Source organism: Pedococcus sp. P2_D7 (assembly GCF_056404295.1).
In genome coordinates this window covers 229,765-247,065 of the sequence record NZ_JBFUEH010000001.1, presented here as the reverse complement: position 1 = coordinate 247,065, position 17,301 = coordinate 229,765, and the positions used below count along the sequence as shown (strand labels likewise).

The window sequence follows — 17,301 nt, the reverse complement described above, 5'->3', positions numbered from 1 at the left end:
CTCATGCCCCCAGCAGGCTCTGGCCACAGACCCGCACGACGTTGCCGCTCACGCCGGCGTTGGCGTCCTGGCTGAACCAGGCGATCGTCTCGGCGACGTCCACCGGCAGGCCGCCCTGGTTGAGGGAGTTGAGCAGGCGACCGACCTCGCGGGTCGCGAACGGGACCTTGGCGGTCATCTCGGTCTCGATGAACCCCGGCGCCACCGCGTTGACCGTGATGCCCCGAGCCCGCAGGCCCTCGTCTGCCGACAACGCGTCGACCAGCCCGATCACCCCGGCCTTGGACGCTCCGTAGTTGGTCTGCCCGCGGTTGCCCGCGATCCCGGCGATCGACGACACGAGGACCACGTGCCCACCGTCGCGGACCCCTCCCTCGGCGAGGAGCACCTCGTTCATCCGCAGGATCGAACCGAGGTTGACGTCGAGCACCGACGACCAGCGGGCCTCGTCCATGTTGGCGAGCAGCTTGTCCCGGGTGATGCCGGCGTTGTGCACGACGATGTCGAGCCCGCCGTGCCGCGCGATGGCGTGCTCGAGGATCCGTGGCCCCGCGTCTGCGGCGGTGACGTCGAGCTGGAGCGCCGTGCCTCCGACGCGATTGGCGGTGCGGGCCAAGGAGTCGCCGGCCGCAGGGATGTCGACACAGACGACGGTGGCACCGTCGCGGGCGAGCACGTCGGCGATCGAGGCACCGATCCCCCGGGCGGCGCCGGTGACGACCGCCACCTTGCCGGCCAACGGCGTGGCCCAGTTCGCGGGCTCCGTGGGCGTGCCCGGTCCCACGCGCACGACCTGCCCGTCGACGTATGCCGCGCGGCCCGACAGCAGGAAACGCACCGCCGCGTCGGCGTTGGCCTCCGCGCCGTCACCGACGAGGACGAGGTTTGCGGTGGCTCCGGCCCGCAGCTCCTTGCCGATGGACCGGGTGATGCCCTCGAGGGCGCGTCTCGTCGCCGCCTGCGCGAAACCATTGGCACTGCTGGGCTCTCGGCCCACCACGATGACCCGACCGCTCGGACGCAGACCCTTGAGGGCCGGCGCCACGAGGGCTCGGAGTGCGTCGAGGTCGCTGGGCTCAGCCGCCTCGGTGAGGTCGGCGACGACGCCCGCGACCCGGTCACCGTCGGACAGCCCGTCGACCGCGTCGACGCCCTCACGCTCCAGCAGAGTGCGCACGCGGGCTGCCACCGGTGCCGTGCCGAGCCCGCCGACGAGGACTGCGCCGTCGACGAGCGGCTCGCCCACGGCATACCGGCGCAACCTGCCGGGACGGGGCAGCCCGAGCTGGGTCGCCAGCTTCTTGCCGACCGGGCTGTTGACGATGCCCGCGTAGGTGCCCGCCATCAGGCGGCCTCGAGGATCGCCATGACACCCTGGCCACCGGCGGCGCAGATCGAGATCAGGCCACGCGCGCCAGATCCCTTCTCGTGCAACATCTTCGCGAGGGAGGCGACGATGCGGCCCCCCGTCGCGGCGAACGGGTGGCCGGCCGCGAGCGACGACCCGTTGACGTTGAGCCGGTCGCGGTCGAGCGCTCCGATCGGCGCGTCGAGGCCCAGCCGGTCGCGGCAGAACTCCTCGCTCTCCCACGCGGCCAGCGTGGTGAGCACGGTGGCGGCGAAGGCCTCGTGGATCTCGACGAGGTCGAAGTCCTGCAGCTTCATCCCCTGGCGGGCCAGCAGGTGAGGCAGGGCATAGGCCGGAGCCATGAGCAGGCCCTCGTGGCCGGTCACGTAGTCGACTGCGGCGGTCTGGGCGTCGACGAGGTGCGCGAGCACGGGCAGCCCGCGCTCCTTCGCCCACTCGTCGGACCCGAGCAGCACGGCGGAGGCCCCGTCGGTGAGCGGCGTCGAGTTGCCAGCAGTCATGGTCGCGCCCTCGCTCATGCCATCACCCAGGTTCAGCCCGAACACCGGCTTCAGGGTCGCGAGCTTCTCGACCGTGGAGTCGGCGCGCAGGTTCTGGTCGCGCGCCTGCCCGAGGAACGGCGTCATGAGGTCGTCGAAGAAGCCGCGCTCGTAGGCGGCGGCGAGGTGCTGGTGGGAGCTGGCCGCGATCTCGTCCTGGGCTTCCCGGCTGATGCCCCACTGCTTGGCGGTCTGGGCCATGTGCTCGCCCATGGACAGGCCCGTCCGAGGCTCGACGTTGCGCGGGACCTCTGGCACCAGCTGGCTGGGGCGCAGTCCCGTGAGCGCCTTCGCGCGCTGCCCCGGCGTCTTCGCGCGGTTGAGCGTGAGGAGCGTCTCGCGCAGGCCCTCGTTGACGGCGATCGGGGCGTCGGAGGCGCTGTCAGCGCCCCCGGCGATGCCGGACTCGATCTGCCCGAGCGCGATCTTGTTGCCCACGAGGATGGCCGCCTCCAGACCGGTGCCGCAGGCCTGCTGCACGTCGTAGGCAGGGGTGCGGGCTGACAGGCTCGACCCCAGCACCGACTCGCGGGTCAGGTTGAAGTCGCGCGCGTGCTTGAGCACAGCACCGGCGGCGACCTCCCCCACCTGCTCCCCCGCCAGACCGTGCCGAGCCACGAGGCCTTCGATGGCCGCCGTCAGCATGTCCTGGTTGGAGGCCTTCGCGTAGGCGGCGTTCTGCCGCGCGAAGGGGATCCGGTTGCCGCCGATGACGGCGGCCCGGCGGGGTTGGCCGGAGGTCCGGGACGACGCTGTGCGGGCTGGCGCTGAGGTGGCCACGAGGTGCTCCTGGGGTGGGTCGGACTGTGGGACAGGTAACTGATACGGACAGTAGCAGGTACACCTAGTACCTGCTACTGTCCAGCCTTGTGACCACGACCACGCAGCCGGCGATCCCGGCTCCCGACGGCCGCAGCACCCGGTGGGACCAGCACCGGGCGGCTCGCCGCCGCGAGCTGGTCGACGCGACCCTGCGGGCGATCCGCCAGCACGGAGCGGGCGTGGGGATGGACGACATCGCCGCCGTGGCCGGCACCTCGAAGACCGTCATCTACCGTCACTTCACCGACCGGCAGGGCCTGTATGCCGCTGTGTCGGCGAGCGTGGACGCCCTGATCCTGCACAACCTCGGGCAGGCGACCGGCGCGGCGGGTGACGACCTCACGAGCGGGGACTCGACCCCGAGGGGGCTGATCGCCGGGGCCATCGACGCCTACCTCACGCTCGTGGAGAAGGACCCGGAGGTCTACCGGTTCGTCGTGACCGCCCCCCTGCTGGACCAGCCGTCCGGGGATCCTGCGGCGCCGGTGACGGGACACATTGCGGCGCAGATGTCGCTGGTCCTCACCGAGGCGCTGGCTCGCGCGGGTCGTGACACCGCACCAGCGACGGTGTGGGGAGCCGGGCTCGTGGGGATGGTGCGGGCGGCCGCCGACCAGTGGCTCGGCGACACCGACGCGATCAGCCGAGCCGAGCTGACCGAGCACCTCACCGACCTCGCCTGGGGCGGGCTCTCGGCAGCCTGGCCCGACGAGACCCCCTGACCTGAGAAGCCCAGAGCAGCACTGACCTGAGAAGCACAGACCCAGGAGACCTCCATGACCACCCTCGCCACCGCCCTCCAGAAGACCCTCGACGGTCGCTGGGCCGCGATCCGCGACGAGGCCAGGACTGACCTCGACCCCGAGCGGTTCGCCCCTCCGACCGAGCCGCTCGACCTGGAGTCCTACCGGGCCCGGATCGCCGACCAGGTGCAGGCGCTGGCGGCCACCGGCCACGCCAAGCGCGGCTTCCCCAAGGCCATGGGCGGCAACGGTGACCTCGGCGGTTCGGTGACCGCCTTCGAGCTGCTCGGCCACGCCGACCTGTCGCTCATGGTCAAGGCCGGGGTGCACTGGGGGCTGTTCGGAGGGGCCGTGGCGAACCTCGGCACCGAACGCCACCACACGGCATACCTCCCGTCGATCATCGACGCCACGCTGCCGGGCTGCTTCGCGATGACGGAGACCGGGCACGGCTCCGACGTCCAGTCGCTCGGCACCACCGCCACCTACGACCCGGCCACCGACGAGCTCGTCGTCCACACCCCCGACCTGCGCGCCCGCAAGGACTACATCGGCGGCGCCGCGCGCGACGGGCGGATGGCGGCCGTCTTCGCCCAGCTGGTCACCGGGGGCGAGAGCCACGGCGTCCACTGCGTCCTCGTGCCGATCCGCGACGAGTCCGGCGCCACGATGCCTGGCGTGACGATCGGCGACTGCGGCGCCAAGGCCGGGCTGCCCGGCGTGGACAACGGCCGCCTGTCGTTCGACCACGTGCGCGTGCCGCGGACCAACCTGCTCAACCGCTACGGCGACATCGACGAGCACGGCACCTACACGTCGCCCATCGAGAACCAGACCCGCCGGTTCTTCACCATGCTGGGCACCCTGGTGCGCGGTCGGATCAGCGTGGCCGGTGGGGCCGGCGCGGCCACCCGCACCGCCCTCACCCTCGCCGTGACGTACGCCGGTCACCGCCGTCAGTTCGCGCCCCCCGGCGGCACCGACGAGGTGATCCTGCTCGACTATCGGGCCCACCAGCGCAAGCTGCTGCCCGCCCTCGCCAAGTCCTACGCGCTGCAGTTCGCCCAGAACGAGCTGGTCGGGCTCATGCACGACGTGCAGTCGGCCGGCGAGGCGGCCCCGGAGCACGACCAGCGCGAGCTCGAGGCACGGGCGGCCGGCACCAAGGCCGTCGCGACGGCCCACGCGACCGCGACGATCCAGATGTGTCGCGAGGCGTGCGGTGGGGCCGGCTACCTCGCGGTCAACCGGCTGCCCGCCCTCAAGGCCGACACCGATGTCTTCACCACCTTCGAGGGCGACAACACCGTGCTGCTGCAGCTGGTCGCCAAGGGCCTGCTCACCGACTACCGCGACGCCTTCGGCGACCTCGACACGTTGGGCATGGTGCGGTTCGGAGCCAGGCAGTTCGCGGGTGCCGTCATCGAGCGCACCTCCGCGCGGGGACTCATCCAGCGCCTCATCGACTCCGCACCCGGTCGGGACAGCGAGAAGGGCCCGACCGACCGCGGCTGGCAGCTCGACCTCTTCGAGGACCGCGAGAAGCACCTGCTCGAGACCCTGGCCCTGCGACTGCGCAAGGCCGGCAAGCCCGGCGCCGATTCCTTCGACGTCTTCAACGACGCCCAGGACCACGTCATCGAGGCGGCGCGAGCGCACGTCGACCGCACCATCCTCGAGTCGTTCGTCGCGGCCATTGACCGGTGTGACGACCCCTCAGCCGCGCAGACGCTCGCGCGGGTGTGCGACCTCTATGCGCTGAGCAGCATCGAGGCCGACAAGGGCTGGTTCCTCGAGCACGACCGGATCACCCCGGCGCGCAGCAAGCAGGTCACGGCCGCGGTCAACGACCTGTGCGCGGCGTTGCGGCCACACGCCCAGGAGCTGGTCGACGCGTTCGGGATCCCGAAGGCGTGGCTCGGCACCGAGCTGCTCGCCCCACTCGACTGAGGGAGGTATGCCGCGTCGTCAGCCGCGCAGCAGGGTGCAGAAGAAGGCGACCTCGTCGTCGTCGTTGCCGCGCTCCCAGCCCAGGGCGGCATAGAAGCGCTCGGCCCGGGCGAGGTCAGACACACCGAGGGTGACGAGCGAGAGTCGTTGCTCCACTAACCGTTCCACCACGGTCGCAGGGGCAGGTCGGCCTGGCCCCGGTCGTCGAGCTTGACGGCCAGCACCTGGTGGAGCTGCACGATGTTGCGCTCGAAGCCCACCCGCGAGCCGGCCATGTAGAGGCCCCAGACGCGGGCCGTCGCCTCGCCCACCTCGTCGACGCAGGCGTCCCAGTTGTCGCGCAGGTTGGCGCACCAGCCGGCCAGGGTGCGGGCGTAGTGCTCGCGCAGGTTCTCCTCGTGACGGACCTCGAGACCGGCGTCCTGGGCGGCCGCGATGATCGTGCCCGAGCCGGTCAGCTCGCCGTCGGGGAACACGTAGCGGTCGATGAACGCCCCGGTGGAGGTGCGCTTGTTGTCAGGACGGGTGATGCAGTGGTTGAGCAGCATCCCGCCGGTGCGCAGGTGGTCCTTGACGAACCCGAAGTAGGCCGCGTAGTTGCGCACCCCGATGTGCTCGGTCAGCCCGATCGAGGAGATGGCGTCGAAGCCCGTCTCGCGGATGTCGCGGTAGTCGCTGTGGCGCACCTCGGCCAGGTCCTGCAGGCCCTCGCGGCGGATCGCCTCCTGCGCCCAGCTCGCCTGCTCGGCCGACAGGGTGGCCCCGATCACGTGGACGCCCCGCCGGGCGGCATACCGGACCATCCCGCCCCAGCCGCACCCGATGTCGAGCAGCCGGTCGCCCTCCTTGAGCCGGAGCTTGTCGAAGACGAGCCGGTACTTGTTCTCCTGCGCCTCCTCGAGGGTGGCGTCGGCGTGGGGGTAGCACGCGCAGGTGTAGGTCATCGACGGACCGAGGACGTACTCGTAGAACGTGTTGGACACGTCGTAGTGGTGGTGGATCGCCTCGGCGTCGCGGGTCCTGCTGTGCCGCAGGCCCTCCGCGACCCGGCGCCACCGCGGCAGGGCCTCCTGAGGAGGCGGCGGCGGGGGCTTGAGCAGCTCGACACCGAGCGAGCGGGCAATGGCAGCGGCGGTCTTGGGTGGCGGCATCCGGAAGTGCAGGTCGCCCATCGCGTCGAGGAGCTCGTAGGGGTCGCCGGGGTGGACCCCGGTGAGGTCGAGGTCTCCGGCGATGTAGGCGCGCGCCATGCCCAGGTCGCCCGGTGCGGTGGCGAGGTAGCTCGCCCCCCGCGGTGACTTGAGGTCGAGACCGTAGGTGGCGTCCTCAGGGCCGGTCGCCGAACCGTCGAACGCGGTGAACCGCAAGGGCAGGCCGTCGGCCGTGACGGCGTCGAGGATCTCGGCCATCGACAGCTTTTCGGGGCCCGGAGTGCTGTGCTGGGGGTCGGTCCGGTTGGTCCTGAGAATCGTCACTTGCGTTGCACCGCCTTGGAGTAGAGGTCAAGCAGTCGGGACTTCGGGTCGTATCGGCGCTTGAGGTCGGCGTAGGTGTCGCCGCCGTAGAGGCGCCAGAACTGGGCTTCGTCGTAGTAGGCGTCGGAGTAGAGCGACTTGTGCCCGGCGAGGGCGGTGACCTGCTCCTCGATGAGCCGGTTGGCCGCACCCTCGGGCTCGGCCGGGTCGCGGGGCACGCTGGACCAGAAGCCGACGTTGACGTAGGTCTCGCCCGGCTTCAGGGGGTAGAGCGGCCACCGGTCCTTGCTGCGCACGGGGCAGAGCCAGATCGGCTCGATGGGGATCTCACGCAGGAACCAGTGGACGAACTCGGCGGTCCGCCCCAGCGGCACCTCGATGTCCTGCACCACGCGCTCCCGCGGCGGGCGGCCCTTGCGCGCCTCCAGCCGGTCGGCGACGTCGAACCGGTGGTCGAGCGCGATGAGCTTCCAGTAGAACGAGCTCCGGCGGTAGCGACGCGGCCAGAGCCGTCGCACGCGAGGGCTCTGGGCGCCGAACGCCCGACTGCACCAGAACCAGTCGGTGTCCCAGCGCCAGAGGTAGTCGTGGATCGTGAGCCGGTCGACCTTGGGCAGCGGCGAGTCGTGCTGGATCGAGCGGTAGTAGACCTGCTGGCCGGTGTAGTCGCTCACCGGTCCGGGCTGGGCGGTCTGCCTGCCGAGGGTGAGGTAGGACTCGGTCGCGGAGAAGACCACCCCGTCGAGGTAGTCCACCCGCTCCCCCTCGTGCTCCCCCGTGTCGCAGATCCGAGCCATGACGGCGACGAGGGACTCGACGTCGTGGAACCGGACGTGGCGCAGGGCGACGAAGGGGTCGACGGGCTCGAGCGCGATCCGGAGCCGGGTGGCGTAGCCGAGCGTGCCGTAGGAGTTGGGGAACCCGTGGAAGAGGTCGGCGTGCTCCCCCTCCGGCCGGGCCGTGACGATCTCGCCGGCTCCGGTGAGGATGTCCATCTCCAGCACCGACTCGTGGGGCAGACCGCTGCGGAACGACGTCGACTCGATGCCGAGTCCGGTGACGGCACCTCCCAGCGTGATGGTCTTGAGCTGGGGCACCACGAGCGGCGCGAGGCCGTGCGGCAGGGTCGCCTCGACGAGGTGCTCGTAGGTGCACATGCCCTGCACGTCGGCAGTGCGGGCCTCGGTGTCGACCGCGATCACCTGGTCGAGCAGGGCGACGTCGAGACCGGGCGCGTCGGTGCGCGCGCGAGCCCGGAAGAGGTTGGAGGTCTTCTTGGCGAGCCGCACCGGCGCATCGAGCGGGATCGCCGCGTAGCTCGCAGCAAGACGACCCACGGCGACGTCGTGGCGCGCACGAGCGTCCGTGGGAGCCTTCACGATCCGCCCAGTCCCAGCGGAGACGAAGTCCGGCACACTCCGACCTTATGCCGCCGTGCCGACAGTCGTCACGTGGGTTGCCGACAACCGGTCGCCGGGGGACCTTCAGCCTTCATCGACAACGCCGTCGGGAACGACTGCGGTCACCTCGTCCCCCACGCGCACGATGCCCGGGTGACGCACCGCCGCATACACCCCTGGGCAGTCGCGGGCGGTGCCGGTGACGTCGAGCTCGACACCCCCGGTGACGAGCACCCCGCCGATGGCGGCGGCCAGCTCGGTGGACGTCAGGGACACCACGAGGTTGGCCCGGGTGTCGGGCGCGACGTCGGCGGCAGCCACGACGTGGACCGCCGCCTTCTTGCGCCGGTCGCCGGCCAGGCCCGCGGCGTCGACGGCGGCCTCCGCCAGGTCACGGCCGGGCTCGCCGCTCACCGGGTAGACGTGCAGCTCGGTCACCTCGGCCACGGTCAGACGCCTTCCGGGGCGGAGGCGAGGGCTTCCTCGATCACGCGGACGAGTCGGGCGGCCGAGTCGCGGGTCAGCTCGACGGCCACGCGGGCACCGGGTCCGCGGGTGGGGTCGGCGAGGTCGATGTTGAGGGTGTGCTCGGCCATCGCGTGGACCGGGTGGTCGTAGTAGACCGTCGCGTCGGTGACGTGGAACCACTGGCCGCCGGGGCCCTTGGCGCTGCCGTCGACCTGTTCGGCGACCGTGGCGTAGGTGCACATGTCAGCTCTCCCGTCCGTCGAGGTGGGTCGCGAAGAACGCGGCGACTCGCTCCCAGCCATCGTTCGCCGCCGTCACCCGGTAGCTCGGGCGGTCGGTGGCGAAGAAGCCGTGTCCGGCCGCGTCGTAGGAGTGGAACTCGTGGGGCTTCTCGAGCGCACCCAGCCGTCGGTCGAGGTCGGCCACGTGGTCGGGGCTGGGTGTCTTGTCCTCGATCCCGAACAGGCCGAGCAGGGGTGCGCCCAGGGACGGGAGCTGGTCGACGAGGTTGGTGACCTTGAGCGGGTAGCCCTGCGGCGGCTCCCCCGTGACGAACGCCCCGTAGCAGTCCGCGACCGCGTCGAGGTCGAGGTGGCACGCGGCGAGGACGGCCTGCCGGCCGCCGGAGCAGTGGCCGATCACGCCGACCGAGCCGTTGCTGGTCGGCAGCGCGCGCAGGTATGCCGCGGCAGCACCAACGTCGTCGACGAGCCGGTCGTCGGGCACGCCGCCCTGGGCTCGAGCGGTGGCCGCGGCGTCGGACGGCTCGGCTCCCGGTGCCTCACGGCTGTAGAGGTCGGGGCAGATCGCGTCGTAGCCGAGCTCGGCGAACCGGCGCACCATCTCCTTGGTGGCGCGGTCGTAGCCCGGCATGTGGTGGATGACCACGACGCCGCCGCGGGTGTGCTCGCCGTCGGGACGGGCGAGGTACGCCTCGACCTCCGCGCCGTCGGAGGCGGTGAGGAAGACAGTGGTCGCGCTGAGGGAGTCGCTCACGCCTCGGATGCTATGCCCGCGGCGCTACCCGCCTCAGATGCTGGTGGCGCCGTTGTTGAAGATGGTCGAGAGGTTGGTACCCAGCAAGGCGACAGCAACGATGATGACGAGTGCGATGAGGGCGACCATCAGGCCGTACTCGACGGCGGTGGCGCCGCGGTCGGTCATGAGGGCCCGGAGCTTGGTGATGTGCTTGGACATGAGGCTCTTCCATCCTGACGTGGTGGTGGCTGATGGATGGAGAGTGACAGAACCCACGACGGGAACCCTCGTCCCGGTGAGGGAGGTCGTCCGGGCGCTTTCGCGCACTCGCGGCCCGTTGCCCCTGTTGGCAGGTGGAGCCCTCTGTTGGCCGGTAGAGCCCTGCGGTGGATGCCGCTGCGCTGGTCCGGCCAGCGCCCGTGGCCCTGGAGGGCCGGGCGACCGGCCGGACGGTCAGGATAGACCGCCATCCCACGGGGGTCGTCCACCACCCGAGCGGATACAAAAGGTCGAGGCCGAACGCAAACGGCGTAGGTCGCTTGGGCGATGTGGCGGCTCCGGCCGTGGGCCTACCTTGGCGGGCCTTGGACCACGCGGATGCAGCCGGCAGCCGAGGGTCCTTGGCCAAGGAGCGCGGACATGGTCATTCGAGCTGGACGCGGTCGCACCCTCTTGGTGGGGCTCGCGAGCGCCACTGCCCTGCTGGTCCCGATCAGCATGGCCTCCGCCGGTGGCAGCCCCGCCGGCGACAACGGAACGATCAAGATCGACGGCATGCCGTTCGACGAGGCCCCGGACAACCAGCCACACGTCGGCTGCGTGTTCCAGGTCGACTTCTACGGCTTCGACAAGGGAAACCTCAACGCCACGGTCACCTTCGAGGCCCAGCCCCCCACCGGGCGCGACGTCCTGCTCGAGAAGGACAAGATCTTCATCGGCGAGGACGACGCCGGCGGCGGCACCGACGTCGACGCCCAGGAGACCTACAACCTCTCCCCTTACCTCCTGTCCTACATGGCCCACCCGCAGCAGGGCTTCCACGTCAAGCTCACGGTGAAGGCACCCGGCTCGATCGGCGCCGACACCAAGTACAAGACGTTCTGGGTCCAGACCTGCCAGATCTCCTGAGCCCTCTCCAACCCGCCGTTAGAGAGCCGGGAAGCGAAACAGCCCCTCGCCTGCATGGTTCGCAGGTGAGGGGCTGTCTGGCTGGTGGACGTGAAGGGACTCGAACCCATGGCCTCTCGCGTGTGAAGCGAACGCTCTAACCAACTGAGCTACACGTCCAGCGCCCTCGTCACACCAGGTGACGTTCGGGCCTGCCGAAGAATAGCCGGATGTGGCGCACGAGGTGAAATCGGCCCGCGCCCGGTGGCTGACCCGGCTCAGAGCCCCGGCAGGTCCTTGATCCGGTCCTCGATGGCGTCGGGGAAGAAGCCGGGAACGCCTGACAGCAGGAACAGCCCGTAGAAGATCGCCAGCACCAGCGCCAGCGTCACGAGGCCGACCACACCCTTGAACCACAGTGGCTTCGGGGCCAGCCATTCGCCCCACGCCCGCACCTTGTCCTCGGCGAAGTCGAAGAGCCGCCGGGCCCACGCGAACTCCGAGGCCCAGATCCGCAGACCGACGAAGACGATCACCCAGCCAGGCCCCGGAAGCGGGATGAGCGCCAGCCCGCCGCCCACGATGGCCAGTCCGACGAGCGCCACAACCACGCGGTAGACGCGGCGGCTGTGCGGGTTCGCGCGCAGCCGCCGGCGCCAGGCCCAGTCCTCCTCGACGTGTTCCTGTGGGTCGTCGTCCACGTCAGGCACGGCGACGCCCGGACGCTCGCTCACGGGTCCATCCGCTCGACGCACAGCCGCGCGAACACCGATGCAGCGCGCGCCGTGACCGGTCCCGGCTCCAGGGCGCGGTCGTCGACGCCGTGGATGGCCAGCACGTCCTTGGTGCTGCTGGTGATGAAGACCTCGTCGGCCTCGCGCAGGACGTCCAGGGGCAGGGCCTCCTCGCGCACCTCGAGCCCGTCCTCGCGGCACCACTCGATGGTCACCTCACGCGTGATCCCGGCCAGGCAGCCCGAGTCGAGCGGCGGGGTGAGGATCGCCCCACCCACGACCACGAAGATGTTGGACCCGGTGCACTCGCACAGCTCGCCACGCGTGTTGGCGAACACTGCCTCGATGGCCCCGCGCTCCTTGGCGTACGCGAGCGCGACGACGTTCTCGGCATACGAGGTGGTCTTCAGGCCCGCCACGGCGGACCGCTCGTTGCGCGTCCAGGGGACGACGGCGACCGAGGCGCTCTGCGGCGGGCGGGGCTGGGCGCCCGCGGTGACGATGTAGGTGAGCGGGCTGTCGTCGCGGTCGGACCCGAGGGGGCCGGCCCCGCCGGTCACCGAGTAGCGCAGCCGGCCGAACTCGATCTGCTCGCCCGCGCCGAGGACGGCCTTGGCGCCCTCGGCGATGTAGTCGTGGTCGGCGGCCGGGAGTCCGAGCCCGGCCAGGGTGCGGTCGAGCCGACGCGCGTGCCGGGTCGCGGCGAACACCTGGCCGCGGTCGATCTTGGCCGTCTCGAACGCGCCGTCGCCCACCGTCACCCCGTGGTCGAGTGCCGTGATCGATGGTTCGTCGACCGCGGTCAGCCGACCGTTGACCCACACCCGTGGCTCGTTGCTCATGCCTCCACCTTCCCAGACGCCAGCCCCACGAGACGTCGGGATTTCACCTGAGTCTCCACCCATTCCTGCTCGGGGTCGGACCCCCACGTGATCCCCGCGCCGGTGCCGAACCGCAGCCACCGCTGCCCGTCGCCGTCCCTCTGCGCCCAGAACGAGCGGATGCCGACGGCGAGCTCCGCCGTCCCGCGGTCGGCGTCGACCCAGCCGATCGCGCCGCAGTACGGACCGCGGGCGGTCGGCTCGAGGTCGACGATGGCCTGCAGGGCGGTGTGCTTGGGCGCGCCGGAGACCGAGCCCGGGGGGAAGGTCGCCGGCAGCACCTCGCCCCAGCCGACGCCGGGGCGGAGCCGGCCCGAGACGGCGGACACGAGGTGCACCAGCCCGGGGTGCTCCTCGGGGCGACACAGGTGGTCCACTTGCACGGTCCCCTCGCGGCAGACGTGTGACAGGTCGTTGCGCACGAGGTCGACGATCATGACGTTCTCCGCGTAGTCCTTGGGCAGCATCGCGTCGAGGCTCGTGGCTGTCCCCTTGATGGGGCGCGACTCGAGGCGGTCGCCGTCCCGCAGGAGGAACGCCTCAGGGCTGGCGCACACGACGTCGAGTCCCGCGGACGGCACCACCACCCGTCCAGCGTGCGGTGCCGGGTTGCCCCGCTCGAGCAGGCTGGCCAGCCCGTCGAGGTCGGCCTCCTCGGGCAGCTCGTGCGAGAGCACGCGACAGAGGTTCACCTGGTAGACGGTGCCCGCCGCGATCCGATCGCGGATCTCGCCCACTCCCGCGAGGTATGCCGCGTGGTCCAGGCTCGTGCGCCACTCGCCCTCCAGCGGCGTCCAGGGCGTCGGCGGTCCGGTGGGCGCCAGCCGGTCCACCTCCGCGAAGCGGACGGCCGTGACCTCCCCCTCGAACTCGGCGACGACGGCCCAGAAGCCACTCTCGAGGGAGTCGAGGTCGTGGCGGACCTCGACGGGTCGGGTGGCCAGGACCGAGCCGAACCTCGCGTGCCCCGTCGCCGCCTCCACGAGGGCGATCCTAGGCCGACCTAGACTTCCCGATCATGCGCCCTCTCGCCGCCACCGCGGTCGCCGCCCGCTCGGCCCCGAGACCGACCCCGACGCTGGCCTCGGCGCTGGTGCTGGCGGTCGTGGTGGCCCTCTCGGGCTGCCAGGGGGCCACCCCGGCCCCGGCCGCCGGCACCACCGCTGCCACGGGCACGACAGCCTCGTCGCCCTCCAGGACGACCGGCGCAGCCCCGAGCGCGTCGACCACCACGACTCCCCCCTCCGACCCCGACACCCTGACGATGGCGTTCGCCGGCGACGTGCACTTCGAGGACTACCTGGCGCCGCTGGCCCGTGACCCGCACGGGCTGGACGAGCTGCGGTCGTCACTGGGCGCAGCCGACCTGGCGATGGTGAACCTCGAGACCGCCCTCACCGAGCGCGGCACCAAGATCGGCAAGGAGTTCCACTTCCGGGCGCCGGCCTCGGCCCTCGAGACGATCAAGGGCGCCGGGATCGATGCGGTCAGCATGGCCAACAACCACGGGGTCGACTACGGGCCGGTGGGGCTGAAGGACACCTTGGCGGCGAAGCAGGCCAGCCCCGTGCCGATCGTCGGCATCGGCAAGGACGAGGACGAGGCGTTCGCGCCGGCGATCCTGTCGGCCAAGGGCCTGAAGGTGGCGGTGTTCGGGGCATCGGAAGTCTTCGAGATGACCCTGGCCCGCTACTCGGCAGGTCCGGGCAAGGGCGGCATCGCCAGCGCTACGCCGGTCACCCGGCTCCGCGGTGCGGTCAGCCGGGCCGCCGCCCGGTACGACGTCGTGGTCGTCTTCCTGCACTGGGGGCTGGACTACCAGAAGTGCCCGGACCGGCTCTCGGTGCAGACCGCCGAGGCCCTCGAGCAGGCGGGCGCGGACATCATCGTCGGCGGCCACTCGCACCGCGTCAACGGAGCCGGGTGGCTCGGACGGTCCTACGTCGACTACGGCTTCGGCAACTTCGTCTGGTGGCGCAGCCACGAGCCCGACTCACGGTCCGGCGTGCTGACCCTGTCGATCGACGTGAACGCGGCGCGCGGCACCAAGCGCACGAAGACCAGTGCCGTCCGTGAGGCGGTCTGGACGCCCATGCTCATCGGGGTCGACGGCATACCCCGGCCGCCGGCAGCTGCCGACAGCGCACGGCTCCTGGCGCTCTGGAAGCAAGCCGGTCAGTGCGCGAACCTGGCCACCGCTCCAGAGTGACCCTCGACCGCCGCGCTCAGCGCCCGAGGACCAGGTAGCAGAACTGCAGCACACCTCGGTAGGTGCGGACGTAGGCGTCGAGCTGGGCGTCGAGCCGGCTCCGCACCTCCGGAGCGCGGGCGTCGTCGCCGTGGCGGATCAGCCACTCCTGCCTGGCCGCTCGCCACGTCGACTCGAAGTCGTCCCACTCGCGCTGGTCGGCGGTCGACAGGTGGAGCACCCTCCACCCACTGGCGTGGACGTGCTCGAGGAGATCGGTCAGGGACACGACCTCCTCGAACATCTCGGCCGCGGCGGAGGTGGGCGGGGCGGTCCAGCAGGCGTCGCCGTAGAGGAGTCGTCCACCGGGCGGGGTGAGCTCGGCCAGACGGGCGAGCGCAGGACCGGTGCCGCCGAGCACGTGGCTCGACCCGATGCACAGCAGCCGGTCGGCGGGCTCGTCCCACGAGGCAGCCTCGGCCTCGACGAACCTGACCCGCGACTCGAGCCCGCGGGCTGCGGCCAGCCCACGGCCCCGCTCCAAGCCGTCGGCGTCGGTGTCGACCCCGACGCCGGTGGCGCCGGCCGGCTCCACCGCCCGCAGCAGCAGCTCGCCCCACCCGCAGCCCAGGTCGGTCACCCGGTCGTCCTCCCCCACCGCCAGGCGCTCCAGCAACAGGGCCGCGTGGTCCGCCGCGAGCGGCGTGTTCCAGCGCATCCGGTCGTAGCGGGTGCGGGCGGGGTCGGGGACCGGGGTCGGGGCTGCCATGGGCCACACTCTGCCGCACGGGAATGCGCACGGTGGTCGCACCGTTACGATAGTTGAAATTCAAACTACCTAGCCAGGAGCGCGAGCGAGATGCAGTTCGGAATCTTCACGGTCGGCGACGTCACCACCGACCCCACCACCGGGACGACGGTCAGCGAGAACGAGCGCATCAAGCACACCGTGGAGCTGGCCCGCCTCGCCGAGCAGGTCGGGCTCGACGTGTTCGCCACCGGCGAGCACCACAACCCGCCGTTCGCCGCCCCGGCCAACCCGACCGTGCTCCTCGCGCACCTCGCCGCCGTCACCGAGCGCCTCGTGCTCTCGACCTCCACGACGCTGATCACCACCAACGACCCGGTGCGGCTGGCGGAGGACTACGCCTACCTGCAGCACCTCGCGGACGGTCGGATCGACCTCATGATGGGACGCGGCAACACCGGCCCGGTCTACCCGTGGTTCGGCAAGGACATCCGCGACGGCATCCCGCTCGCGGTCGAGAACTACGCCTTGCTGCGTCGGCTCTGGACCGAGGAGAACGTCACGTGGGAGGGCAAGTACCGCGGCCCGCTCCAGTCCTTCACGTCCACGCCGCGCCCCCTCGACGGCATCGCGCCGTTCGTCTGGCACGGGTCGATCCGCAGCCCCGAGATCGCCGAGCAGGCGGCCTACTACGGCGACGGCTTCTTCCACAACAACATCTTCTGGCCGATGAGCCACACCAAGCAGATGGTCGCGCTCTACCGGCGCCGGTTCGCCCACTACGGCCACGGGAGCGCCGACCAGGCGATCGTCGGCCTCGGCGGTCAGGTGTTCATGCGGGCCAACAGCCAGGACGCGGTGCGCGAGTTCCGCCCCTACTTCGACAACGCACCGGTCTACGGACACGGGCCCTCGCTCGAGGACTTCACCCGCGAGACTCCCCTGACCGTGGGTTCGCCCCAGCAGGTCGTGGAGCGGTACGCCGGCATGGCCGACGCCGTGGGCGACTACCAGCGCCAGCTGTTCCTCGTCGACCACGCCGGACTCCCCCACCGGACCGCGATGGAGCAGGTCGAGCTCCTGGGCACCCAGGTCGTGCCGGAGCTGCGCAAGATCGCCGCGGCCCGCAAGCCGGCCCACGTGCCGGACGCGCCCACCCACGCCAGCCGGCTCGCCACCGCCACCACGAAGCACGAGGACCTGGAGGTCACCCGATGAGCTCCCGTCGAGTCGTGGTGGTGCAGGCCGGTCTCGGACAGCCGAGCAGCAGTCGGCTGCTCGCAGACCGCCTGGCGACCGCCACCCGCGACGCGCTCCTGGAGCGCGGCGACGAGGCCGAGGTCGTCACGGTCGACCTGCGCGAGCACGCACACGCGATGGCGGATGCCCTCCTCACCGGCTTCGCCACGGGTGAGCTCAGGTCCGCGCTCGACGCCGTGCGCGACGCGGACGCCGTCATCGCCGTCACGCCGGTCTTCCAGGCGTCCTACAGCGGGCTGTTCAAGACCTTCGTCGACGTCCTCGACGACGGTGCCCTGCGTGGCACGCCGGTCCTCATGGCGGCCACCGCCGGGACGGCCCGCCACTCACTGGTGCTGGAGCACGCGATGCGCCCGATGTTCGCCTACCTCAAGGCGATCACCGTCCCCACCGCCGTGTTCGCGGCGTCGGAGGACTGGGGCACCGGCGGCACCGTCGACACCGGCCTCTCGGGTCGCATCGACGTGGCGGCCGGGGAGCTCGCCGACCTCCTCACCGGGCGCCCGCCCCGGACCGACCGGGTCGACGAGTTCGCCGACCCCGTGCCGTTCGAGCAGCTGCTCGGCCACTGAACCCCGCGGCCGAGGACCCCGGCGTCGCCCGGGTTTCGCGTGGGTTTCGCGTGGGTTTGGCGCGCCC

At 71.4% G+C, this 17,301-nt stretch carries 19 protein-coding genes and 1 tRNA gene; 6 read left to right on the top strand and 14 right to left on the bottom strand.

Annotated features, from left to right (window positions below; translation table 11 throughout):
- Position 1: 1 nt before the first annotated feature.
- A complete protein-coding gene (locus AC1DWJ_RS01185; protein WP_477619800.1) occupies positions 2-1,345 on the bottom strand; it encodes a 3-oxoacyl-ACP reductase in 1,344 nt (447 codons plus the stop codon).
- On the bottom strand, positions 1,345-2,688 hold the full coding sequence (locus tag AC1DWJ_RS01180) for an acetyl-CoA C-acetyltransferase (protein WP_477619799.1): 1,344 nt from the start codon (positions 2,686-2,688) through the stop codon (positions 1,345-1,347). The genes AC1DWJ_RS01185 and AC1DWJ_RS01180 overlap by 1 nt, the downstream gene beginning before the upstream one ends.
- A gap of 89 nt (positions 2,689-2,777) precedes the next feature.
- Between AC1DWJ_RS01180 and AC1DWJ_RS01175 the strand changes: the two genes are divergently transcribed.
- A complete protein-coding gene (locus AC1DWJ_RS01175; protein ID WP_477619798.1) occupies positions 2,778-3,452 on the top strand; it encodes a TetR family transcriptional regulator in 675 nt (224 codons plus the stop codon).
- Positions 3,453-3,506: 54 nt separating this feature from the next.
- Positions 3,507-5,423, top strand: coding sequence for an acyl-CoA dehydrogenase family protein (locus tag AC1DWJ_RS01170; RefSeq protein WP_477619797.1), 1,917 nt, complete (start codon positions 3,507-3,509; stop codon positions 5,421-5,423).
- A gap of 18 nt (positions 5,424-5,441) precedes the next feature.
- Here the strand turns inward: AC1DWJ_RS01170 and AC1DWJ_RS01165 are convergent, their stop codons facing one another.
- The 7 genes from AC1DWJ_RS01165 to AC1DWJ_RS01135 form a co-directional block, all read right to left on the bottom strand.
- Positions 5,442-5,579 carry a hypothetical protein gene (locus AC1DWJ_RS01165; protein WP_477619796.1) on the bottom strand — a complete coding sequence of 46 codons (138 nt, stop codon included), beginning with the start codon at positions 5,577-5,579 and terminating at the stop codon, positions 5,442-5,444.
- Positions 5,579-6,898 carry a class I SAM-dependent methyltransferase gene (locus AC1DWJ_RS01160; RefSeq protein ID WP_457256695.1) on the bottom strand — a complete coding sequence of 440 codons (1,320 nt, stop codon included), beginning with the start codon at positions 6,896-6,898 and terminating at the stop codon, positions 5,579-5,581. The genes AC1DWJ_RS01165 and AC1DWJ_RS01160 overlap by 1 nt, the downstream gene beginning before the upstream one ends.
- The gene (locus AC1DWJ_RS01155; RefSeq protein WP_457256697.1) at positions 6,895-8,277 is read right to left on the bottom strand and encodes an FAD-binding oxidoreductase; all 1,383 of its coding nucleotides are present in this window, start codon (positions 8,275-8,277) and stop codon (positions 6,895-6,897) included. The genes AC1DWJ_RS01160 and AC1DWJ_RS01155 overlap by 4 nt, the downstream gene beginning before the upstream one ends.
- A gap of 105 nt (positions 8,278-8,382) precedes the next feature.
- Positions 8,383-8,745 carry a hypothetical protein gene (locus AC1DWJ_RS01150; RefSeq protein ID WP_457256698.1) on the bottom strand — a complete coding sequence of 121 codons (363 nt, stop codon included), beginning with the start codon at positions 8,743-8,745 and terminating at the stop codon, positions 8,383-8,385.
- A 2-nt stretch (positions 8,746-8,747) separates the two neighbouring features.
- Positions 8,748-9,008: a DUF6295 family protein gene (locus tag AC1DWJ_RS01145; protein ID WP_457256699.1), complete on the bottom strand. Its 261-nt coding sequence runs from the start codon at positions 9,006-9,008 to the stop codon at positions 8,748-8,750.
- Between the two features lies 1 nt (position 9,009).
- On the bottom strand, positions 9,010-9,762 hold the full coding sequence (locus tag AC1DWJ_RS01140; RefSeq protein ID WP_477619795.1) for a dienelactone hydrolase family protein: 753 nt from the start codon (positions 9,760-9,762) through the stop codon (positions 9,010-9,012).
- Positions 9,763-9,795: 33 nt separating this feature from the next.
- Positions 9,796-9,963 (bottom strand): Flp family type IVb pilin, encoded by a 168-nt coding sequence (locus AC1DWJ_RS01135; RefSeq protein ID WP_457256701.1) that lies wholly within the window; start codon positions 9,961-9,963, stop codon positions 9,796-9,798.
- Positions 9,964-10,383: 420 nt separating this feature from the next.
- Between AC1DWJ_RS01135 and AC1DWJ_RS01130 the strand changes: the two genes are divergently transcribed.
- Positions 10,384-10,872, top strand: a complete 489-nt coding sequence (locus tag AC1DWJ_RS01130; protein ID WP_477619794.1) for a hypothetical protein — start codon at positions 10,384-10,386, stop codon at positions 10,870-10,872.
- Positions 10,873-10,954: 82 nt separating this feature from the next.
- On the opposite strand, the gene AC1DWJ_RS01125 is transcribed toward AC1DWJ_RS01130, so the two are convergent.
- The 4 genes from AC1DWJ_RS01125 to AC1DWJ_RS01110 form a co-directional block, all read right to left on the bottom strand.
- Positions 10,955-11,031 (bottom strand) — tRNA-Val (locus tag AC1DWJ_RS01125).
- Positions 11,032-11,129: 98 nt separating this feature from the next.
- A complete protein-coding gene (locus AC1DWJ_RS01120) occupies positions 11,130-11,585 on the bottom strand; it encodes a TIGR02611 family protein (protein WP_457256706.1) in 456 nt (151 codons plus the stop codon).
- Positions 11,582-12,427 carry an aminotransferase class IV gene (locus tag AC1DWJ_RS01115; RefSeq protein WP_457256707.1) on the bottom strand — a complete coding sequence of 282 codons (846 nt, stop codon included), beginning with the start codon at positions 12,425-12,427 and terminating at the stop codon, positions 11,582-11,584. Before AC1DWJ_RS01115 ends, AC1DWJ_RS01120 begins: the two co-directional genes overlap by 4 nt.
- On the bottom strand, positions 12,424-13,449 hold the full coding sequence (locus AC1DWJ_RS01110) for a chorismate-binding protein (protein WP_457256709.1): 1,026 nt from the start codon (positions 13,447-13,449) through the stop codon (positions 12,424-12,426). The genes AC1DWJ_RS01115 and AC1DWJ_RS01110 overlap by 4 nt, the downstream gene beginning before the upstream one ends.
- Positions 13,450-13,484: 35 nt before the next feature.
- Between AC1DWJ_RS01110 and AC1DWJ_RS01105 the strand changes: the two genes are divergently transcribed.
- Positions 13,485-14,675: a CapA family protein gene (locus tag AC1DWJ_RS01105; protein WP_477619793.1), complete on the top strand. Its 1,191-nt coding sequence runs from the start codon at positions 13,485-13,487 to the stop codon at positions 14,673-14,675.
- Positions 14,676-14,691: 16 nt separating this feature from the next.
- Here AC1DWJ_RS01105 and AC1DWJ_RS01100 read toward each other — a convergent pair whose 3' ends face one another.
- Entirely contained in the window at positions 14,692-15,423 is a 732-nt protein-coding gene (locus tag AC1DWJ_RS01100) for an SAM-dependent methyltransferase (RefSeq protein WP_457256713.1), read from the bottom strand.
- Between the two features lie 90 nt (positions 15,424-15,513).
- On the opposite strand from AC1DWJ_RS01100, the gene AC1DWJ_RS01095 reads away from it, so the two are divergent.
- Together AC1DWJ_RS01095 and AC1DWJ_RS01090 are read left to right on the top strand one after the other, a co-directional pair.
- A complete protein-coding gene (locus tag AC1DWJ_RS01095; protein WP_457256714.1) occupies positions 15,514-16,620 on the top strand; it encodes a CE1758 family FMN-dependent luciferase-like monooxygenase in 1,107 nt (368 codons plus the stop codon).
- A complete protein-coding gene (locus tag AC1DWJ_RS01090) occupies positions 16,617-17,234 on the top strand; it encodes an FMN reductase (protein WP_457256715.1) in 618 nt (205 codons plus the stop codon). The genes AC1DWJ_RS01095 and AC1DWJ_RS01090 overlap by 4 nt, the downstream gene beginning before the upstream one ends.
- Positions 17,235-17,301 lie beyond the last annotated feature (67 nt).

What these genes read in the sequence shown, in the direction of transcription:
- AC1DWJ_RS01115 (WP_457256707.1), bottom strand. Translation starts at nt 12,427, where the DNA reads ATGAGCAACGAGCCACGGGTGTGGGTCAACGGTCGGCTGACCGCGGTC.
- AC1DWJ_RS01170 (WP_477619797.1), top strand. Translation starts at nt 3,507, where the DNA reads ATGACCACCCTCGCCACCGCCCTCCAGAAGACCCTCGACGGTCGCTGG.
- AC1DWJ_RS01135 (WP_457256701.1), bottom strand. Translation starts at nt 9,963, where the DNA reads ATGTCCAAGCACATCACCAAGCTCCGGGCCCTCATGACCGACCGCGGC.
- AC1DWJ_RS01090 (WP_457256715.1), top strand. Translation starts at nt 16,617, where the DNA reads ATGAGCTCCCGTCGAGTCGTGGTGGTGCAGGCCGGTCTCGGACAGCCG.
- AC1DWJ_RS01100 (WP_457256713.1), bottom strand. Translation starts at nt 15,423, where the DNA reads ATGGCAGCCCCGACCCCGGTCCCCGACCCCGCCCGCACCCGCTACGAC.
- AC1DWJ_RS01130 (WP_477619794.1), top strand. Translation starts at nt 10,384, where the DNA reads ATGGTCATTCGAGCTGGACGCGGTCGCACCCTCTTGGTGGGGCTCGCG.
- AC1DWJ_RS01145 (WP_457256699.1), bottom strand. Translation starts at nt 9,008, where the DNA reads ATGTGCACCTACGCCACGGTCGCCGAACAGGTCGACGGCAGCGCCAAG.
- AC1DWJ_RS01185 (WP_477619800.1), bottom strand. Translation starts at nt 1,345, where the DNA reads ATGGCGGGCACCTACGCGGGCATCGTCAACAGCCCGGTCGGCAAGAAG.
- AC1DWJ_RS01105 (WP_477619793.1), top strand. Translation starts at nt 13,485, where the DNA reads ATGCGCCCTCTCGCCGCCACCGCGGTCGCCGCCCGCTCGGCCCCGAGA.
- AC1DWJ_RS01095 (WP_457256714.1), top strand. Translation starts at nt 15,514, where the DNA reads ATGCAGTTCGGAATCTTCACGGTCGGCGACGTCACCACCGACCCCACC.